The sequence below is a fragment of the Mucilaginibacter paludis DSM 18603 genome, from assembly GCF_000166195.2.
GTDB classification, from domain to species: domain Bacteria; phylum Bacteroidota; class Bacteroidia; order Sphingobacteriales; family Sphingobacteriaceae; genus Mucilaginibacter; species Mucilaginibacter paludis.
Genome location: NZ_CM001403.1, coordinates 6082295 through 6100518 on the forward strand (window position 1 = coordinate 6082295; position 18224 = coordinate 6100518).

An 18224-nucleotide genomic window follows, 5' to 3' on the forward strand; every position below is an offset into this window, starting at 1 on the left:
ACATAGTTTAAGATGCTTTTCAAACGGTATTCCTGTTTTTTTGGGGTTTACCGGGTTTTTACTTATAAAGATATAGGGTGTTGATAATCAGGGAACAAATTTTCAGTCAATATTGCAAAAAAAAATTATTAACACCTGATAAAAACATCCTGAAATAATTTTTATTTGTATCAGCATGAAGATCTATACCAAAACCGGCGACAAGGGCCTTACATCGTTAATTGGTGGTACCCGGGTACCCAAGCACCACTTAAGGATTGAGAGTTACGGAACTGTGGATGAGTTAAACTCATATATCGGTTTAATACGCTATCAGGACATTGCAGAGGCTCACCGGGTAATTTTAAAAGAAGTGCAGGATCGTTTGTTTACCATCGGTGCCAGCCTGGCGTCAGATCCGGACAAGTCGAAAATGAAAATACCCGACCTCCACGATGAGGATATTGAATTGCTCGAAAAGGAGATTGACCGCATGGACAATGAATTACCCGCGCTGCGTCATTTTATTTTGCCGGGAGGTAGTAATGCGGTATCTTTTTGCCATATTGCGAGGTGTGTATGCCGCAGGGCCGAACGCTTATCCGTTCAACTCGGCGAGAATAGTTTTGTTGAAGAGAAGGTGGTGATCTATTTAAACAGGTTGAGCGATTACTTATTTACGCTGTCGCGGAAGGTAGGGAATGAGCAACAAATTGCCGAAAGCGTATGGATACCCCGGGTTTAACACCATATAAATTGTTGTAGTTTGTTAATTATCAGTATTTTAATTGGGTGTAATAATTTGATTAAAATTGATGAAAAAATAATTTGATAATCAATTTAAAAATATTATACTTTTGCAAAAGTATAGATTTACAGAAAAACGTTTAAAAATATGTATTGGACACTTGAATTAGCCTCGCATTTAGAAGATGCACCATGGCCCGCAACTAAAGATGAGTTAATTGATTATGCTATACGGTCGGGCGCGCCCGTGGAGGTTATTGAAAACCTGCAGGCATTGGAAGATGACGGCGAGCCGTATGAAAATATAGAGGAAATATGGCCTGATTACCCTACAAAAGATGATTTCTTTTTTAATGAGGATGAATATTGATTGGTTGAATTTGTTAATTAAATAAACTTTTTGTTAAGTTTAGAACATAAAAAGCAAATTTGATTTAATTTAAAGGCACTTGCGCCAAGCAGGTGCCTTTATTTTTTTTATAAGATTTTGTGATGGCATTTTGGAATGGTTTTGGTTATTATCCGAATATATTAATCAATCAAACTAAAAAAATAAAAATACCATCATGAGAAGTCTATTGTATATTATAGCTGTCATCCTGATTATAGGATGGGCACTTGGAGCATTTGTTTATTCGGCAGGTAGCCTTATTCACATTTTATTGGTTATAGCCATTATCGCACTTCTGCTGGGTGTAATACGCAGAGCCTGATTTTTGATATTAAAAATCAACTTAAGCCACTTTTAGTGGCTTTTTTGCTTTAAAAGCATTTCGGCAACGGCGATATCTTCGGGAAAGGTGATTTTGATATTGGTATAATTTCCGGGTATCATGTGGATATTAACGCCTAAGCGCTCTACAACGCTGGCATCATCGGTAAAATCGGCCTGGTAATCTTGCCGGTAGGCTTCTTTTAATAAAGCGGATTGAAAGGTTTGAGGTGTTTGTACCAGGTAGATCTCATCTCGCAGTAAAGCTGTAGATACCGTGTTTTTTAATTGCCTGATGGAATCGCGGCTTTGTACGGCCACGATAGCATTGCCATGCTGCTCCGCATAACGGAAAGAGTAGGCAATGGTGGATAAATCTGTCAAGGGCCTTACTGCATCGTGAATAGCAATCACAGCGTCGGCATCTTCAATCAGGTCCAGTCCGTTTTTAACAGAATGGAAGCGGGTTTCGCCGCCATTAACCAAGTGGTGTGGTATTCTGAAATCGTGATCTTTACAGAGCTGTTGCCAATAAGCGTGATAATCTGCCGGCAAAACAATAATGATGGCAGGTTGAACGTCGCAATTGTAAAAAGCTTCGATGGTGTACATTAACACCGGTTTGCCATTGAGTAACAAAAATTGCTTAGGCAGTGCCGATTTCATCCGGCTGCCCGATCCACCGGCTACAATGATGGCGTAATGATGGGTATTGCGTAGTGAGTATTGCGTAGTGCGATTATTTTCTGTCACAATTGCTTAGTTCAGTTATTTCCCACTTCAATGCGTATTGCTGCTCGGTTCAATAATTTCTTATCTCAATACGCAATACGCGGATCTCAATACTCATTGCTGCTTGGTTCAATAATTTCTTATCTCGATACGCACTACGCAAATCTCAATACTCAAATCTTAAATAATCATCATCGCGTCGCCGTAGCTGTAAAAGCGATATTTTTCTTTAACAGCAACTTCGTAAGCGTTCATTACGTTTTCATATCCGCCGAAAGCGCAAATCATCATTAATAAAGTTGACTCAGGTGTATGGAAATTGGTAATCATGCTGTTGGCTATGCTGAAATCGTATGGAGGGAAGATGAACTTGCTTGTCCAATCGTTAGCGGCCTTTAATGTTTTGTTGGCAGATACTGCCGATTCGATGGTACGCATGGAGGTTGTGCCAACGGCGCAAATACGTTTTTTGTTTTCAATGCCCCGGTTTACGATGTCGGCTTGCTTTTGTTCGATAATAAACTGCTCCGAGTCCATTTTATGTTTGGTAAGGTCTTCAACCTCAACCGTGCGGAAGGTACCTAAGCCAACATGCAGGGTAACTTCGGCAAATTCAACACCTTTTAATTCAAGGCGCTTCATTAACTCGCGGCTAAAGTGTAAACCTGCAGTAGGTGCTGCAACTGCACCTTCGTTTTTAGCAAATATGGTTTGGTAACGTTCTTTATCTTCTTCGGTAGCTTTACGCTTAATGTATTTAGGTAGTGGTGTTTCTCCTAAAATTTCAACATTGCGTCTAAATTCTTCGTCGGTGCCGTCAAACAAAAAGCGGATGGTACGGCCACGGGATGTAGTATTATCAACAACCTCGGCAATCAGCAGGTCATCATCGCCGAAATAAAGTTTATTGCCTACGCGTATTTTACGGGCAGGGTCAACCAAAACATCCCATAAGCGTAATTCTTTATTCAGTTCGCGTAATAAAAATACCTCAATAGTAGCTCCGGTTTTTTCTTTGTTGCCGTATAAACGGGCAGGAAAAACCTTTGTGTTATTGATGATCATTACATCTTTATCGTCAAAATAATTCAGAACATCCTTAAATATTTTATGTTCAATTTTTCCTGAATCACGGTGTAAAACCAATAAACGGGACTCATCGCGGTTTTCTGACGGCGAATGAGCCACTAACGACTCTGGTAAATTGAATTTAAACTGGGATAATTTCATGTTGTAAAAAAAAGATTTTTAGGGCGCAAATGTACGAATTAATTTGTACATAAGCTAAATATATTATAGGCGATATTAATGTTGTAATACAAGTAACAAAAATAGAGCATTCTGGTTTAAAACTATTTACTATCGTTGGGCTCTGTTTTGCTTTTTTCAGCATCAATTACTGAATGCTGATCCGCATGTTAAAGGCGCCCTTCCAGTCGTCGCCCTGCATATTGCTGCCGCCGGCTATTATTTTATAGGTGCCTTTATGTTGAATGGGATATTTTACGGTTTTGGAAAACGGCCCATCGGAGGATCCATCAGGCATAATAATTTGATTGATGCGGATATTGCCTTTGTCGCTCAGTTCCCTGATGGATGCATTTAACGTTTTGCCATGCTTTACTTTTACAATAAAGGTTACCGGATGTGCCAGGCCCAGCATATATGCGCCTACATTAACCCGCTGTTTTCCTTTGGGGAAGTGTACCAGGTATATATTTTGCCTCGAGGTATCTGGTGTTTGGGTTTGTATCGCCTGGGCCGATAGGTTATGGGAGCAAATCAGCGTCAGCATTAAAAATAAAAACAGGCTCAGAACTTTCATACACAGGTTGCTTTATACCCTGAACAGCAGTTAACGTATTTAGTTTAAAAAATATCTAACAACCAAGCCTTGCGGCTAAAGTGTTTCGCTGCCTTTTCTTATACTTTCTCTACAAATACGGCTGTACCATAAGCCAGTACCTCGGTTATGCCGTTCATAATTTCGTTGGCATCGTACCGCACGTTGATGATGGCATTGGCGCCTCTTTCTTCGGCATGCTGTATTAATAATTGAAATGCTTCTTCGCGGGCACGTTCGCAAAGCTCCACGTAGATGGATAGCCTGCCGCCAAACAACGATTGTATACTACCTGCTACATTGCCTACAACGCTCCGGCTGCGCACCGTGATGCCACGTACAACGCCTAAGTTTTTAACAACTTTATAACCTTCTAAACTGATGCTGGTGGTAATTAACGAATAATCCATAACTTGATGATATTTAGCGATCTTTATTTTGGTGTAGATTTTATACTAAACCTAAGATAAATAAGAATGGCGATTGTTACAATAATATTGGCAAGGGCGAAGGATTTAAAAGTGTAAAAAAATTAAGGCGTCATTTACTCAACCTGGTAACCCAGCCCCAGCCGTTTAACCGATTCGGCTACGCCTTTGATAAATAGGTAATTGGCAGAGCCGCCAATAACGGCGCCAAATACGGGTATTAACCGGCCTGCGGTTTTAGAGCCCATTTTGAGTAAAAGTTTTTCGGCAATTTCTTCGAGCATTGTTTTGGTAATGGCCATGCCGGCTTCCACCTTCATTGATGTAGCCACAATGGCCATAAATTCTTCAAAGGTAATTTGGTAGGTGCCCCGGTTATGGTATATAATGGCCAGCGTTACCCTGAATTGCTGGGTGATGTTGTTAACCACATCTATGGGGATGCTGGCTATCATGGTTAACGCCCCGCCGCTGCCCGCTAAAACACCGGTTCCGGCTGCCAGCCTGGCACAATGGTTAATAAAGCCGTCTATCCCTCTACGGTCAACACTTTTTTTAATCCCGTAAAGGTTAATGTTATCAAATATCTTTTTAAACCCCTCGTGCGAGAGGTTTTCAAGGTTATGCTTTACAAAGTCTGACGTTCTTTTGATGGAAGGTTTCATGCCCTGGTAGAGGTCATATATCGTGCCAGTATTTTTGATAAAACACATAGCAGGAGTTAGGGCCTGCTATGTGTTTAACTATTTATTTTTCAGGTTCAAGCCGGGTGCTTACGCTGATCCTGTTCCAGGCATTGATGGCCACAATGGCCATGATAATTTGCGCCAGGTAATGCTCATCGAAAAGACTTGCCGCCCGCAGGTAGGTTTCGTCAGATACTCTTTGGGTAATCAGTGTAACCTCTTCGGTAAGGGCCAGTATAGCTTCTTCTTCCTCGCTAAAGTACGGGGCATCGCGCCAGGCGCTCAGGGCGTAAATGCGTTGCTCGGTTTCGCCTGCGTGGCGTGCTTCCCTGGTGTGCATGTTGATGCAATACGCACAGCCGTTAATTTGCGATGCTCTTATTTTAATTAACTCTTTATGGGCCGGCTTAAGGGAGGTATGGCCAAGGTAGTTTTCTAAACCCATCATCGCCTGGTAAGCGGCTGGTTCAAGTTTAGCAATGTTAATTCTGTTGCTCATGATATTTTCTGTTTTGTTGAAACAAAGTTGAGCAATAGCAGGGGCAGAAAAAATGAATCAGGATTAAGAAATGGAGTTTTAGTCCATGGTCCATAGTCGATGGTCCATGGTTGATAGTCCATGGGATTTTAACTGCGATATTATAAATTATAATGATGTTCTGTTAATTTGTTGATTGTCAATGTTGAATTTCTCTCCATTATGCCATCCCGAGGTACGAGGGACCTTTTGCGCGCCGTAAGTATGCAGCATATCAGTTGCACAGATTGTCAATACGTCTTTTTGCATTAAATAATCAGTATTCTTAATTTAGAGCATCGGCCAACCATAACATACATCTTTCTATAAACAGTCCTCGCTATGGACCATCGACTATGGACTATGGACCACCTACCAAAAAAAAACTCACTTCTTCGCCCTTATCTTACTTAAAAACTGCGGCGTAAAACCCAGGTACGAGGCAATCATGTATTGAGGTACACGTTGCATAAACTCAGGGAAGCGCTGGCTAAATAGGCGGTAGCGTTCTTCGTCGGTTTGGTTATAAATATATTTAATGCGCCGTTGCCAAGCGGTATAAACCATTTGTAAAATTAGGCGGAAATAACGTTCCAACTGGGGCACACGGATAAAAAGATCATCCAGCACCGCCTTCTCCAGAACAATAACTGTGGTGTTTTCAACCGCCTGGAGGTAATTATCTGATGGGAGCTGATGGTCAAAACTATCCTGATCGGTTATCCACCAGTTTTCGATGGCAAACTGGGTAATATGCTCGGTTTCTTTACGGTTAATAAAATATAGCCGCAAACAGCCTTTAATTACAAAGTAATTGGATTTGCAAACCTGACCGGGCTTTAATAAAAAATCCTTTTTTTTAATGATTTTTAAGCTGACGGATTTGGTAATCAATTCAGCTTCTTCTGCATTTAGCTGTGCAAATTTGTTGATGTGTTCAATTAAGCTGTTGTACATTTACTCGGCTACAAATTCAAATATATCACCGGGCTGGCAGTTTAAAACCCGGCATATCGCTTCCAGGGTTTCCAGTCGCACAGCCTTGGCCTTACCTGTTTTCAGGATGGATAAGTTGGCCATAGTAATGCCCACTTTTTCGCTCAGTTCCGTTAACGACATTTTTCGCCGGGCCATCATCACATCTAAATTAACTACTATCGGCATGGCTAAACGGTTAAGTCCTGTTCTTCTTTTAAAAGCTTCCCCTGCCTGAAAGCACGGAACAACAGCAAAAATATAATTCCTAAGCCTATAATTTTCCATAAGCTGCTCCAAATCTCATTATTCAATACAACATCGGCTGTAAAATACTGATGGAATATTAACCTCATGATTAAAACAAGGCATATCATACCTACCGGATAAATCAGTAAACTGGCAGCGATAAGCTTCAATCGAAATATATTGTTTGTGGTAAACGAAAGACCTTTTGAAAGGTCAATAATAAATTTCAAAAAAGCGGCAACTAAATAAAGCAGGTATAAACCGAACAAGATGCCGCAGCCCGTCAGTACTTTATCCAATAGGTTTTTTGTGAACTTACTCACCGGAATCATCAGGCATTTTTGATTGTATCTAAATTTAACAGGCTCATCCACCTCGTGCAGATGCGTATTGATGGCCCCGGTTTTGGTTTTTATCACTGAGTCTGTTACTAACTTGCGGATGTAGGCTTTGTTGTTTTCTACATAGAAGATAACAGAATCGGGAGACAGCAAGTTGCTTTTGGCTGCTTTTAATTTCCAACCAGGTAAAATGATATAATATTGCATGGGTTTATCTTTAGTATCAAACACCTTATGCCAGTATCCCTTTAAGGTGCAGGTATCACAAAAAAGATAACTATCGTAGGTGCCAATGATGTATCCAATTTGGGCGCTTCCACCGGCCAGATTATAGCCGTTTTTTAACGCGCGAACCATCTTGATGCTGTCCCTGAGCTGGAGGTATTTGCGATAAGGGATACTGTCGGGTAGTTGTTCATCTATAGATTTTAAATTTTCAATCCAACTGCTTGTTTCGTCGCTGCTGGCTGTACCTTTAACACTGCCCCAGGTGTATAACATTGCAAAGGTAGATGCGACAAAAATTGCGTACATAATGATGACGATATTAACCAGCAGGTTAGTGTTTAATTCGATTTTCATCTGATCAGTTTGTTTAATAATTAATCGTGTTGGTTTGTATCACAAAGGAATGATTAATTATTGATAATAGTAAAATATTTATCGAATATCAATAAATTAAACTTTTTTTACTGAGTGATATCCATTTACTATATAAACAAAATGCCCGGCATCTGTCAGAATACCGGGCATTTTGTTTGGATGTATATTGCTTAGGCTAAATTGCTAAGCTTCTCGCTTTTGATAGCCACTTCGCTTATCTTAAAAATTTCGTGTTTAACGTCTTTAAAGTTCCTGGTCATTTCTGTCAACTCATCACGCAGGCGGGTATGTTCCAACGCTAAAAAATCCTCGCGGTTGGGCACGCTGTTTTTCAATGTCGCATCCAGGTTTTCGCGATGCTTTAATATTTCGTCCTTAATCAGGCTTTTAATCACGTCTGTTTTACCAAGATGGGCGCTGATCAATTGTACACGGTTTACATGCTCATCGCTAAGCAACAAAATAAAGTATTTGTCGAGCACGGCTTTAAGGAAACGGATTTCATCATCGTAAAACGACATATCGTTTAACCAATGGCCTGTTTCGATGTAAATTTGCTGTAGATAAGGCTCTTCCTGAACATTAACCCGCGTTGCTGTGGTGTTTTCCATGATGGATAATTTGTTGAAATGTGATGTTTGATTGCGATCTAAATATACAAATTTGGTTACCTATTTTGATTGGCTTGTTGAAATTTTTAGTTTTGATTTTGATGCCTTTATTGATATAAAAGTACTTGGTTGATTATTTAATGGATTGAATATTAGTCATATAAGTTTATGATGTTAGTCACTTTTTCATTTAATTTACATTAACGATATTGCAGTTTGATGGCATTTTTGATATCAAAATGTGTTGCTGAAAGTTAGGTACTTCGCGATGCTTTTAGGGGGATGAGGTAGCCCCGACGCTTGGCCTTTAAAAAAAAGGAACCTGAAAGGTTTGTTGCCTTTTGCTTAATAAGTAAAAGAGGGTTTATAGCTGCTTGGTAAGTTAAGTTTTGTGAAAATAATATTAACAAAAGGTAATTTTTTCAACACCACCGCCAATTCGGTAGCAATCGTTTAACTTTACCGTTTTAATAATTCAGGAGATATAATTTGGCACATACCGCTATTAAGGAAACGCCTTTAATGCAGCAGTACAATACGATAAAGGCAAAACATCCGGGTGCGTTGCTGCTGTTCCGCGTAGGCGATTTTTACGAAACTTTTGGCGAAGATGCTATCAAGGCATCGGGTATATTAGGCATTGTATTAACTAAGCGCGCCAATGGCGCTGCTACACACATCGAACTGGCTGGCTTTCCGCACCATTCGCTGGATACTTATTTGCCCAAGTTGGTACGGGCCGGGCAGCGGGTAGCCATTTGCGATCAGTTAGAAGATCCAAAAACCACTAAAACCATTGTTAAGCGTGGCGTTACCGAGTTGGTAACTCCCGGCGTGGCTTATGGCGACAATATCGTTCAGCAAAAAAGTAATAATTACCTGGCTTCGCTGTATTTCGAGAAAAATACAATTGGCATCGCCTTGCTGGACATATCAACCGGCGAATTTTTAACCGCACAGGGCAACAGCGATTATATTGACAAACTGTTGCAAAGTTTTAGCCCCAGCGAGGTGATTTTCCCCAAAAACAGGAATGCCAGTTTTAAAGAAACCTTTGGCGACCGCTTTTATACCTACGCACTTGACGAATGGCCCTATACCGGCGACTATGCCACAGAAACCTTGTTAAAGCATTTCGAGGTAAAATCATTAAAAGGCTTTGGTATCGAAAAACTGAACCTGGGCATTGTAGCCGCGGGCGTGGCGCTGCATTATTTAAACGAAACCGAGCATAAAAACCTGCAGCATATTTCTGCCATCGGCAGGATTGAGGAGGAGAAATATCTGTGGTTAGATAGGTTCAGCATCCGTAACCTCGAACTGATAGGCTCGCATAATGATAACGCGGTTACCCTGGTTGATGTGCTCGACCATACCTGCTCGCCCATGGGAGCGCGGATGCTGCGCCGCTGGATTGTAATGCCACTGAAAGAGCGAAAACCGATTGAAGACAGGCTGAACGTTGTTGAATACCTGATAGCGCACGAGGAGCTCAAAGAAGAGCTGAAACAGCAGATCCGCCAGATTGGCGATCTGGAGCGCTTGATATCCAAAATAGGCCTGCAAAAAGCCAACCCGCGCGAAGTTGTTCAGCTCAAAAAAGCCCTGGCAGCTACCAATGTAATAAAAGGCATTTGCAGCCAAAGCGAGAGTGCCGCGTTGAGAACCATTGGCGAGCAGCTGAACCCCTGTGTGCTCATCCGCGAAAAGATTGAAAAGGAGTTGCAGGCCGATCCGCCGGTGATGATTATCAAAGGCGGTGTGATTGCCGAGGGTATTAACGAGGAGTTGGACCGCCTGCGTAAGATAGCATTTGGCGGCAAAGGCTATCTGCTTGAAATACAGAAACGCGAAGCCGAAATTACCCGTATACCATCGCTTAAAGTGGCTTTTAATAACGTATTTGGCTATTACCTGGAAGTAAGCAATGCCCATAAGGATAAAGTGCCCACCGAGTGGATCCGCAAGCAAACGCTGGTGAATGCTGAGCGTTATATTACGCCCGAGCTAAAAGAGTACGAGGAGCAGATATTAGGTGCCGAAGAAAAAATACTGGCTTTGGAAACCCGACTGTATAATGAGTTGCTTTATGAGCTCACGCAATATATTAAGCCCATACAGTTAAACGCGCAATTGGTGGCGCAGCTGGATGTATTGCTCAATTTTGCTACCATTGCCATCAAAAACTACTATGTAAAGCCGGACATTAACGAAGGTAGCATCATTGATATTAAAGGTGGCCGCCACCCGGTGATTGAGAAAAATTTACCATTAGGGGAGGAGTACATCACCAACGATGTATACCTGGATTCGGATTCGCAGCAGATCATCATCATTACCGGGCCCAATATGGCCGGTAAATCGGCCCTGTTAAGGCAAACCGGCTTAATTGTGTTAATGGCACAGATGGGGAGCTTTGTGCCCGCTAAAGAGGCTACCGTAGGTTTGGTGGACAAGATATTTACGAGGGTAGGGGCGTCCGATAATTTATCGTCGGGCGAATCAACCTTTATGGTGGAGATGAACGAAACGGCCAGCATCCTCAATAACTTATCCGACAGGAGCCTGATCTTACTGGATGAAATTGGCCGTGGCACATCCACCTATGATGGTATCTCCATTGCCTGGGCCATTGCCGAGTATCTGCATAATCATCCATCGGCCAAAGCCAAAACATTATTCGCTACCCACTACCACGAGCTGAACGAGCTCACCAATAGCTTCCATCGTATTAAAAACTTTAATGTTACTGTTAAAGAGGTTGGGCATAAAATCATCTTCCTGCGTAAGCTGGTTCCGGGCGGCAGCGAACACAGTTTCGGGATCCACGTGGCCAAGCTGGCCGGTATGCCGCCGCGGGTATTGAGCCGTGCCAACGAAATTTTAAAAAAGCTGGAAGCTGAACGTACAGGGGGCGAGAGTATTAAAGAGAGTATTAAAAAGGTACAGAAACAGGCAGTACAGATGCAAATGTTTAGTATTGATGATCCGGTATTGGTAAAAATCCGCGATATGCTCAACAACCTTGAGGTAAATACGCTTACCCCCATCGAAGCGCTGATGAAGCTCGATGAGATACAAAGGGTAATTAAAAGTTAGGGCCCCCCAGCCCCCTAAAGGGGGAGCAAAAAAATCAACCGTTCATGCTATTCAAAAACTCCCCCTTTAGGGGGCTGGGGGGCCTCCGATGTTGATATGTTGACAACATCTGCTATATTCGTTAAGGCATAAGCCCTAAATTTAGGTTATGAATATAAAACGGAACCTGTATTTTATTATTCTGGTTTTACTTACTCCGGTGGTTTTATCATCGTGCCATTCGCGGAAAGCTGCTTTGAAGGGCAGGCCCGGAGAGCTGGTAAAGGCCGATAAATCTATCGCCGCTAAATATTCTGAAATGATGGGCGTAAGTAAAGATGAAATTCAGAACGGGCGCCTGTATGCTTTTATTGACGACTGGATGGGCACTCCCTATCATTTTGGCGGCATGGATAAAAGCGGAACGGATTGCTCTGGTTTTGTTTACCAGTTACAGCAGCAAGTATACGGAATTACGCTTCCGCGGATGACAAGCCAGCAGGTAACGGTAATTAAACGGAAATATGAAAACCAGTTACAAGAAGGCGACCTGGTATTCTGGGATTATGATGGTAAAAAGTTTAGCCACGTGGGCGTGTACCTGCAAAATGATTATGTGGTACATGCCAGCACCTCCAAAGGCGTGATCATCATTAAACTGCACGACCCTTACACTTATAAATATTTTTCACGCTGTGGTTCTGTTATTGCATCGGTGCAGTAGCATATTTTCGCATCTTTAAATGTTAGATTTTGATAGGGCCTATCGCTACTTCAATTCCACGTTGTTAGTTGGTTTTATGACGAATAGTGTGGGTGAAATATTTTTAGTTTATCCGGTGGAATTTGAAGCCGTAATTTTGTTTTGCTGCTTTTCTGATGAAAAACAAATCAATGAATTACAGTTTATGATGGTGTCTTCGTAAATCTTTGGTTATCAATGCGATGTTTTGTGCGTTAATAACCAGTATTCTTAACTGACAACATCGTCCCGCTCAATCGCCGCGGGAAGGGGCTTGTCACGTTATTCACTTGTGTTTGTTCTTGGTGTGAATGATTGCTACGCAGTTTTGTCTTGATACAAAAAGTAACCAAAAAAATCAAGACTGCCCGATCCTTCCACCCACAGGCCAAGCCCGGCCCGGCGTGCAGTCAGGCCTTTGCGCACTTTTCTTTCTGCACCTAATAGTCTGCGAGGTTCAAACGTCATCCCTATTTTTTTTCGGTTGGTCGGGTCCGTTACTTATAATGAAGTGTTGTTAAGTTATTGATTATCAATGTTAAATTTCTCTCCATCATGTCATCCCGACGTGAGGAGGGACCTTTTGCGCGCGATAAGTATGCAGCATATCGGGCCGATCCTCCCGCCCACAGGCCAGCTCCCGGCCCGCCGTGCAGTGGGGCTTTTGCGCGCTTTCCCTCTGCACCGGAGAAGATCATGAAGTTTCAAACGTCATCCTTGTTTGCGTCCCACACATTTTCAGTAACTTTGCGCCATGGCCGATCAGAAACAAGATTACTCCTTTTGGACAAAGTATAAAAAATTTGCCGGTAACGAGATTATGCTCTACGTGATCATGATTGTTGGTATTATACTGGGGATTATTATTGTAAGCTATTTTAAAAGTTAAAACTATTTTTTCTCCATGGTCATGGTGTAGCGGTCGGCTTCAAAAACCTGCTGGTAAAAATCTACCAGGTCCTGGTATAAATCTTTACTGTAGGTGCCGTCGTTTATTTGCAGCCTGCGTTTATAAACCAATTTGTTATCAATAACTTGCGTGCTTGCGCGGTATTTTCCAAAAGGCTTATCAATGGTAATATTAAGGGGCACGGTTGATACCTTGTATCCTTCGGGCAAGGTATAGCTAATTTCGTCCTGATCTGTATAGCCTCTGTTAATATAAACCGCGTTTGTACGGTTGGTTACATCTTTAATAGGCTTGATATACCGGCTGGCCATGTTAGGTGAAAAGAAAAGCCGGTCGCCATTTTTGGCAATGTAATCACGTGCCTCCAATTTAATGCTTTCGGTGGTAACAGGTTTTAAGCTTTTATCCTGTTTCAGTTCAAAGCTTTGTATGTTGAGGTTCTCAATGGGATATATTTCCTTCAGCGTTTTAATCTGCTCCTGCCGGGCCTCGTTTACCAGTTCTTCCCTGTTTTCATATTGCGAGCCTTCAAAGCGGGTTGCCATATCTCCGGTTAGGTCGCCATCGCCGCTGAGGCTGAATGTGCCTTTGCGGGTTTGTTTATTATCCGCTGTTTTATAAACAGGGGTATGCATCAGCTTGCCGCCCTCCGGTGTGCAGGCTACTACGTTACGGTCGTCGGTAAAATCGCCCAGGTAGCCAAAGGGTATTTGTTTGCTGGTACATTCCAGCCAGGTGGTATCGTTTTTAAACGGAAGGCAAAGTATCACATGGTCAAACTGGTTCATGCTGGCAAAATCGGGCAAAGCACTTTCTTTCCGGCTGCCAGACCTCACCAATACATAATAAGAATCAATGCCCGCAACGCTTAATAAACTTTGTGTATAATTAACCAATGCCTTACAATCGCCATAACTCAGTTGGTCAACATCGCTTGCTAAAAAAGGCTGATAGCCGCCTATGCCTATTTGCACGCTTACATAACGCGTTTTTTGCTGCATGTACTCGTAAATAGCCTTGGCTTTTAATTTAGGGTCGCTAATGTCTTTAGATAGCTCCTTAATATGTTCGGCTGTTTGTAAAGGTATTTCGCGCCGGTTTTTTAATAACCTGTCGTACATCCATTTTCCATACTCGTTCCAGTTGGTGAATGATCCTGGCACGCCTTCATAACTAAATTTTTCGGGCGCTATTTTTACCGAAGTCAATAATTTTTCGTGAGTGGGGCTGTAGGGTTCATCGCGCAAGGCTTTCAGGTTGTTAATCTCCCATGTATAAGTTTTAAGACCCTGTGCCTCGGTAGTTGCCACCTTACCCGCAAAGTTGATCTCTTTATAGCGGATGTTGAAATCGGGCTTACAGGTTACCTTATAGCTACTATGCTCAACCGAGGTGCCAACGGATTGGCCCGGGTACCAGTCTGAGAAAAAGAGCGATTGCTTGCAGGTAATTTCGTATTCGTAATCTACTGTGTAGGGGTAGTTGGTTACCGCCGGTTTAAAATGTTTGATCTTGTCGTCGTCAAAAAGCGAAAATCCATCTGCCACGTTGCGGTCTTCAAAATCGCGTTCGGCAAATTTGCCCATCAGTTTGCCAAACTCGTTGTAAACCGCGCCTTTAATATAGTGAATTTGCCTGCGGCGATTATGCCACACTGTGATTTGAGCCTCGTTATCCCCGTTTTTGTTTAACACCGTTACCGTTTCCTTACAACGAAGGATAACGTTATTCAGATCCTTTACCTCGTAAGTGGTTTCATCGTTTCTAATTACCGCGCTCGCGTGTGATAAAAGCTCCTTCGGTATCAGGCTTACATCATAGTTTTGCTGTGCCTTACTGGTTGTGGCTAAGGCCAGCAGTAAAAGCATTAAATAAAAAAATCTCATGGGTTTTTCTTAAATACAATGTTTGCCTTTTGGTTTTGGATGATCTTGTTGAAGAGCTCTTTTAAATACGGATATTCTTCCGGGGTATAGATGGCTTTGTTAAGCTGCTCTACTTGCGAATAACTTATCGTATTACCGCTCACCTCGATGCTGGTTATAAATCTGCCAGCCTTATTAGGAAGCGCTATGCCGACTGGGTTAGGTTGCTGGCTTACCGTAAAATTCTCCGGAAAATGAAAGAGCAGGCTTAGCCTATGGTCAATTGTTGAGCCCAGGTCAACGGGATAATTCCTTTCGGTTAATTTAAAGGGGTTTTCAGTTTCCAGGTCCCAAAAAGCCGGGTTAAAAGTAAAATTACCGCCATCAAGATTTTTATAACCATCCATTACCACTTCCAGTTTCTCACTCAATGGCAGGTCGAGGCTATCCAGGTTCAATATTTCTGATTTTACTATTTTAATCCGGTTGTTTTTTTCGTCCAGGTTTTCAATATATTCATCTGCCGAATTAAATTTTTTAATGGCCAGTCGCTTTTCATAAGCTGCGTAACCAACGTAATAAGTGTTGATGGTGCCTTTTATTTTACCATCGGGCTGTAAGGTTAGGTCGAGTGACGATGTTCTGGTTGATTTTTGATTTTCAACCAGGTCTATCCAGTACGATGGTTTGTTTAAACTCATCACCCGTCCCTGGTCGTTAATACAACGCAGAGGCAGCATGCCGAAGGCCAGCACCGGGTCTGTAGCATCTAAAAGGTAGGGCTTGTTACCAATGTTAACCCTGGCTATTACATAGTCGAAATCGCTCACCACCGGGAATAGTTTGTTAACCAGGCCATTGTCGCGGGTTGATAGCACCACAGCTTCTGCATTTATCCCCACGGCAGCTAAAGCAGCCACAAGCGAAAGATTGATATCCGCCACATTGGCCGAGTGGTTATCCAGGGCTTTCTTTAAACCGTCTTCGCTGTAAATTCCCCTCATTTTGTTCCACTTGAACCATTTTTGCAGATAAGCGTATACTGCTTTCGCTTTACTCAGGGTATCCGTCAGGATTAAAATAGAAGGAGGCAGGTGGTCTTTTAACAAGTCGCGGCGTTTCATCTGGCTCCCAAACGAATCATTGGCCTTTAGTTCCCTGTCAATGCTGCCCCACTCTTGTGTTATTTTTTCTTTAATACCATTTTGCTTGGTCATGGCGGCCAGTTCAAAATATACCGCCGAGAGATAATTGGCGGGCGAGGTCATGTGTGCTTCTTCAACAAAGGCAGGTACATTTTCCATGGCGTAAATAGCTTTAGTGCAATCAGCCTTAACACCGTAATAGCTAAAACATTCCCGTTCCAGGTCTAATACACTTTTGGTAAGTTTCAAAAAGCCTCGTAAGGATATGTTATATTCGTAAATAGCAGGGATGTGGGCTTCGTACTCCGAATACATTTTTGGTATATCAGATTGAAAGTCCCAGCTGTGAAAGTTAAAGCGATAGGGTGATTCCGTTACGTATGAATACTCGATAATGCAGCCGTCGCGTAAATTGGGTAATGCAAACTTCACTAATTCGTGATGCTTATTGATCGTTTCCCGGTATACTTTTTTAGGATCGAGCTCGGCCTTCTGTATCATACCATTATCGTCCTTGTAAAAAGTAACACCTTTAATATCTCTGATGGTTTCAAAACTATCATTGTCGCCATGGTATAACCTCACACTAACGTTACCCTGGTTAAATGCTTTGCTATCAAAAATTTTTATTTTAACGTGGTACTCATAAATAAGCGGCATATTGTCGTTGCTGCTTATCCAGGCTTTTCCAAATTCTTTTAATACTACCGCATGCGCACTGGTATCTTTATCATATTTGGTTAATTGCATCTCGCTATCAATATATTGCGTTTCGGGGAAGTTCTGTGCATGGGTTGTTAACGCCAACAAAACAGTGGTGATAACGAGTAAAAGTTTTTTCATGGAGATTGTGATATTTAGTGACGAAAAATAATACTCTTTTATAAATATTCAATTATTTTTAGTAGATTATTTAATGTTTTTTATTCCTGATAGTTTGGGGATTTTAGCACCTTTGTACTTTTTAAACATTATAATGAAATTGAACCTTAAACGCCCGTTAGCTTTTTTTGATCTGGAAACAACCGGAACCAACATCGGCGTTGACCGCATAGTTGAAATATCCGTGATTAAGTTGAATCCGGATGGCACTGACGATGTTAAAACCTGGAAGATCAACCCCGAAATGCCGATCTCCATTGAATCATCAATGATCCATGGCATCTACGAGGAGCATTTGATAGACGCGCCTGTTTTTAAAACCGCGGCAGCCGAAATTTCAGATTTTATTGCCGATAGCGATCTGGCCGGTTATAACTCCAACCGGTTTGATATACCAATGCTGATGGAAGAGTTTTTACGCGTTGGGCATCCGTTTGATATTGAGCAACGCCATTTTATCGACGTGCAAAATATTTTCCACCAGATGGAGCAGCGTACACTGCGCGCCGCGTATCAATTTTATTGTGGTAAAGATATTATCAACGCCCACTCGGCCGAGGCCGATACCCGGGCCACCATGGAAGTTTTGCTTGCGCAGGTAGCCAAATACGAAGGCGTTGAATTTGAAGATAAAAAAGGTGTTAAAAGCGCCCCGGTAGTAAACGATGTAGAGGCCCTGCACAAATTTACCAACCTGAACAACCCGGTTGATTTTGCCGGAAGAATGGTTTATAACGAGAACGGAGAAGAGCTGTTTAATTTTGGCAAACATAAAGGTAAAAGGGTAGAGGATGTGTTTAAAGCCGAACCGAGTTACTACTCCTGGATGATGAACGGCGATTTCCCGCTGTTTACCAAACGCAAGTTAGAACAGATTTATAAGCGCTTTATTGCTAAACGCGAACCTAACAAGCCCGAAGCTAAACCAGCACCGGCGCCAGTTCAGCAATCGCCACAGCAAGGCCTGGTGCCCGATCCTTCGCAGCCACAACCGGAGAAGAAGCCATATGTGCCTCATCACAACAACCCGGAGCGCAAGCCCTACAACCCAAAATCCAATCAAGGCGACCGCAAGCCCTTTGTTCAACGTAACGAGCAAAGGCCAAAGGAACAGGAAGAAGCCAAGCCCATTGATAACGATATGTTAGCCGCACTGAAGCAAAAGTTTGGAAAATAAAA

The 18224-nt window shown here is 42.2% G+C and carries 20 protein-coding genes; 7 read left to right on the forward strand and 13 right to left on the reverse strand.

What is annotated here, in order from left to right:
- Positions 1-175: 175 nt before the first annotated feature.
- The 3 genes from MUCPA_RS25465 to MUCPA_RS37905 all read left to right on the forward strand — a co-directional run bounded on the left by MUCPA_RS25465 (position 176) and on the right by MUCPA_RS37905 (position 1439).
- Positions 176-724: a cob(I)yrinic acid a,c-diamide adenosyltransferase gene (locus tag MUCPA_RS25465; RefSeq protein ID WP_008510283.1), complete on the forward strand. Its 549-nt coding sequence runs from the start codon at positions 176-178 to the stop codon at positions 722-724.
- Positions 725-874: 150 nt separating this feature from the next.
- A complete protein-coding gene (locus MUCPA_RS25470) occupies positions 875-1096 on the forward strand; it encodes a DUF2795 domain-containing protein (protein WP_002996718.1) in 222 nt (73 codons plus the stop codon).
- A gap of 196 nt (positions 1097-1292) precedes the next feature.
- Positions 1293-1439, forward strand: coding sequence for a lmo0937 family membrane protein (locus tag MUCPA_RS37905; RefSeq protein ID WP_008510286.1), 147 nt, complete (start codon positions 1293-1295; stop codon positions 1437-1439).
- A 32-nt stretch (positions 1440-1471) separates the two neighbouring features.
- On the opposite strand, the gene MUCPA_RS25475 is transcribed toward MUCPA_RS37905, so the two are convergent.
- From MUCPA_RS25475 to MUCPA_RS25520, 10 genes are all read right to left on the reverse strand, one after another.
- Entirely contained in the window at positions 1472-2191 is a 720-nt protein-coding gene (locus MUCPA_RS25475) for a 2-C-methyl-D-erythritol 4-phosphate cytidylyltransferase (protein ID WP_008510288.1), read from the reverse strand.
- A gap of 159 nt (positions 2192-2350) precedes the next feature.
- Positions 2351-3400, reverse strand: a complete 1050-nt coding sequence (gene queA, locus MUCPA_RS25480) for a tRNA preQ1(34) S-adenosylmethionine ribosyltransferase-isomerase QueA (RefSeq protein WP_008510289.1) — start codon at positions 3398-3400, stop codon at positions 2351-2353.
- Positions 3401-3566: 166 nt separating this feature from the next.
- A complete protein-coding gene (locus MUCPA_RS25485; RefSeq protein ID WP_008510290.1) occupies positions 3567-3995 on the reverse strand; it encodes a hypothetical protein in 429 nt (142 codons plus the stop codon).
- Between the two features lie 98 nt (positions 3996-4093).
- Positions 4094-4423, reverse strand: coding sequence for a YbjQ family protein (locus tag MUCPA_RS25490; RefSeq protein WP_008510291.1), 330 nt, complete (start codon positions 4421-4423; stop codon positions 4094-4096).
- Positions 4424-4557: 134 nt separating this feature from the next.
- Positions 4558-5106 (reverse strand): hypothetical protein, encoded by a 549-nt coding sequence (locus tag MUCPA_RS25495; protein ID WP_040628049.1) that lies wholly within the window; start codon positions 5104-5106, stop codon positions 4558-4560.
- 82 nt (positions 5107-5188) lie between these two features.
- The gene (locus MUCPA_RS25500; RefSeq protein ID WP_008510293.1) at positions 5189-5626 is read right to left on the reverse strand and encodes a carboxymuconolactone decarboxylase family protein; all 438 of its coding nucleotides are present in this window, start codon (positions 5624-5626) and stop codon (positions 5189-5191) included.
- A 405-nt stretch (positions 5627-6031) separates the two neighbouring features.
- Complete coding sequence (locus MUCPA_RS25505; RefSeq protein ID WP_008510295.1) at positions 6032-6601, reverse strand: Crp/Fnr family transcriptional regulator; 570 nt, start codon at positions 6599-6601, stop codon at positions 6032-6034.
- Positions 6602-6808: a helix-turn-helix domain-containing protein gene (locus tag MUCPA_RS25510; protein WP_008510296.1), complete on the reverse strand. Its 207-nt coding sequence runs from the start codon at positions 6806-6808 to the stop codon at positions 6602-6604.
- A gap of 2 nt (positions 6809-6810) precedes the next feature.
- On the reverse strand, positions 6811-7791 hold the full coding sequence (locus tag MUCPA_RS25515) for a DUF2975 domain-containing protein (RefSeq protein WP_008510299.1): 981 nt from the start codon (positions 7789-7791) through the stop codon (positions 6811-6813).
- 191 nt (positions 7792-7982) lie between these two features.
- Entirely contained in the window at positions 7983-8423 is a 441-nt protein-coding gene (locus tag MUCPA_RS25520; RefSeq protein WP_008510308.1) for a hypothetical protein, read from the reverse strand.
- A gap of 489 nt (positions 8424-8912) precedes the next feature.
- On the opposite strand from MUCPA_RS25520, the gene mutS reads away from it, so the two are divergent.
- Both mutS and MUCPA_RS25530 read left to right on the forward strand, forming a co-directional pair.
- Entirely contained in the window at positions 8913-11522 is a 2610-nt protein-coding gene (gene mutS / locus MUCPA_RS25525; RefSeq protein WP_008510309.1) for a DNA mismatch repair protein MutS, read from the forward strand.
- A gap of 148 nt (positions 11523-11670) precedes the next feature.
- A complete protein-coding gene (locus MUCPA_RS25530) occupies positions 11671-12225 on the forward strand; it encodes a C40 family peptidase (protein WP_008510310.1) in 555 nt (184 codons plus the stop codon).
- Between the two features lie 336 nt (positions 12226-12561).
- Here the strand turns inward: MUCPA_RS25530 and MUCPA_RS38375 are convergent, their stop codons facing one another.
- Complete coding sequence (locus MUCPA_RS38375; protein ID WP_169316137.1) at positions 12562-12711, reverse strand: hypothetical protein; 150 nt, start codon at positions 12709-12711, stop codon at positions 12562-12564.
- Positions 12712-12997: 286 nt separating this feature from the next.
- Between MUCPA_RS38375 and MUCPA_RS39320 the strand changes: the two genes are divergently transcribed.
- Entirely contained in the window at positions 12998-13132 is a 135-nt protein-coding gene (locus MUCPA_RS39320) for a hypothetical protein (RefSeq protein WP_008510313.1), read from the forward strand.
- Between the two features lie 2 nt (positions 13133-13134).
- On the opposite strand, the gene MUCPA_RS25545 is transcribed toward MUCPA_RS39320, so the two are convergent.
- Both MUCPA_RS25545 and MUCPA_RS25550 read right to left on the reverse strand, forming a co-directional pair.
- A complete protein-coding gene (locus MUCPA_RS25545) occupies positions 13135-15039 on the reverse strand; it encodes a DUF3857 domain-containing protein (protein WP_008510315.1) in 1905 nt (634 codons plus the stop codon).
- Positions 15036-17006 (reverse strand): DUF3858 domain-containing protein, encoded by a 1971-nt coding sequence (locus tag MUCPA_RS25550; RefSeq protein ID WP_008510317.1) that lies wholly within the window; start codon positions 17004-17006, stop codon positions 15036-15038. The genes MUCPA_RS25545 and MUCPA_RS25550 overlap by 4 nt, the downstream gene beginning before the upstream one ends.
- A gap of 133 nt (positions 17007-17139) precedes the next feature.
- On the opposite strand from MUCPA_RS25550, the gene MUCPA_RS25555 reads away from it, so the two are divergent.
- Positions 17140-18222 carry a 3'-5' exonuclease gene (locus MUCPA_RS25555; RefSeq protein ID WP_040628052.1) on the forward strand — a complete coding sequence of 361 codons (1083 nt, stop codon included), beginning with the start codon at positions 17140-17142 and terminating at the stop codon, positions 18220-18222.
- Positions 18223-18224: the final 2 nt, after the last annotated feature.

Coding starts and splice junctions, on each gene's coding strand:
- MUCPA_RS25465 (WP_008510283.1), top strand. CDS start 176: ATGAAGATCTATACCAAAACCGGCGACAAGGGCCTTACATCGTTAATT.
- MUCPA_RS25470 (WP_002996718.1), top strand. CDS start 875: ATGTATTGGACACTTGAATTAGCCTCGCATTTAGAAGATGCACCATGG.
- MUCPA_RS37905 (WP_008510286.1), top strand. CDS start 1,293: ATGAGAAGTCTATTGTATATTATAGCTGTCATCCTGATTATAGGATGG.
- queA (WP_008510289.1), bottom strand. CDS start 3,400: ATGAAATTATCCCAGTTTAAATTCAATTTACCAGAGTCGTTAGTGGCT.
- MUCPA_RS25485 (WP_008510290.1), bottom strand. CDS start 3,995: ATGAAAGTTCTGAGCCTGTTTTTATTTTTAATGCTGACGCTGATTTGC.
- MUCPA_RS25490 (WP_008510291.1), bottom strand. CDS start 4,423: ATGGATTATTCGTTAATTACCACCAGCATCAGTTTAGAAGGTTATAAA.
- MUCPA_RS25495 (WP_040628049.1), bottom strand. CDS start 5,106: ATGAAACCTTCCATCAAAAGAACGTCAGACTTTGTAAAGCATAACCTT.
- MUCPA_RS25500 (WP_008510293.1), bottom strand. CDS start 5,626: ATGAGCAACAGAATTAACATTGCTAAACTTGAACCAGCCGCTTACCAG.
- MUCPA_RS25505 (WP_008510295.1), bottom strand. CDS start 6,601: ATGTACAACAGCTTAATTGAACACATCAACAAATTTGCACAGCTAAAT.
- MUCPA_RS25510 (WP_008510296.1), bottom strand. CDS start 6,808: ATGCCGATAGTAGTTAATTTAGATGTGATGATGGCCCGGCGAAAAATG.
- MUCPA_RS25515 (WP_008510299.1), bottom strand. CDS start 7,791: ATGAAAATCGAATTAAACACTAACCTGCTGGTTAATATCGTCATCATT.
- MUCPA_RS25520 (WP_008510308.1), bottom strand. CDS start 8,423: ATGGAAAACACCACAGCAACGCGGGTTAATGTTCAGGAAGAGCCTTAT.
- MUCPA_RS25530 (WP_008510310.1), top strand. CDS start 11,671: ATGAATATAAAACGGAACCTGTATTTTATTATTCTGGTTTTACTTACT.
- MUCPA_RS38375 (WP_169316137.1), bottom strand. CDS start 12,711: ATGACGTTTGAACCTCGCAGACTATTAGGTGCAGAAAGAAAAGTGCGC.
- MUCPA_RS39320 (WP_008510313.1), top strand. CDS start 12,998: ATGGCCGATCAGAAACAAGATTACTCCTTTTGGACAAAGTATAAAAAA.
- MUCPA_RS25545 (WP_008510315.1), bottom strand. CDS start 15,039: ATGAGATTTTTTTATTTAATGCTTTTACTGCTGGCCTTAGCCACAACC.
- MUCPA_RS25550 (WP_008510317.1), bottom strand. CDS start 17,006: ATGAAAAAACTTTTACTCGTTATCACCACTGTTTTGTTGGCGTTAACA.
- MUCPA_RS25555 (WP_040628052.1), top strand. CDS start 17,140: ATGAAATTGAACCTTAAACGCCCGTTAGCTTTTTTTGATCTGGAAACA.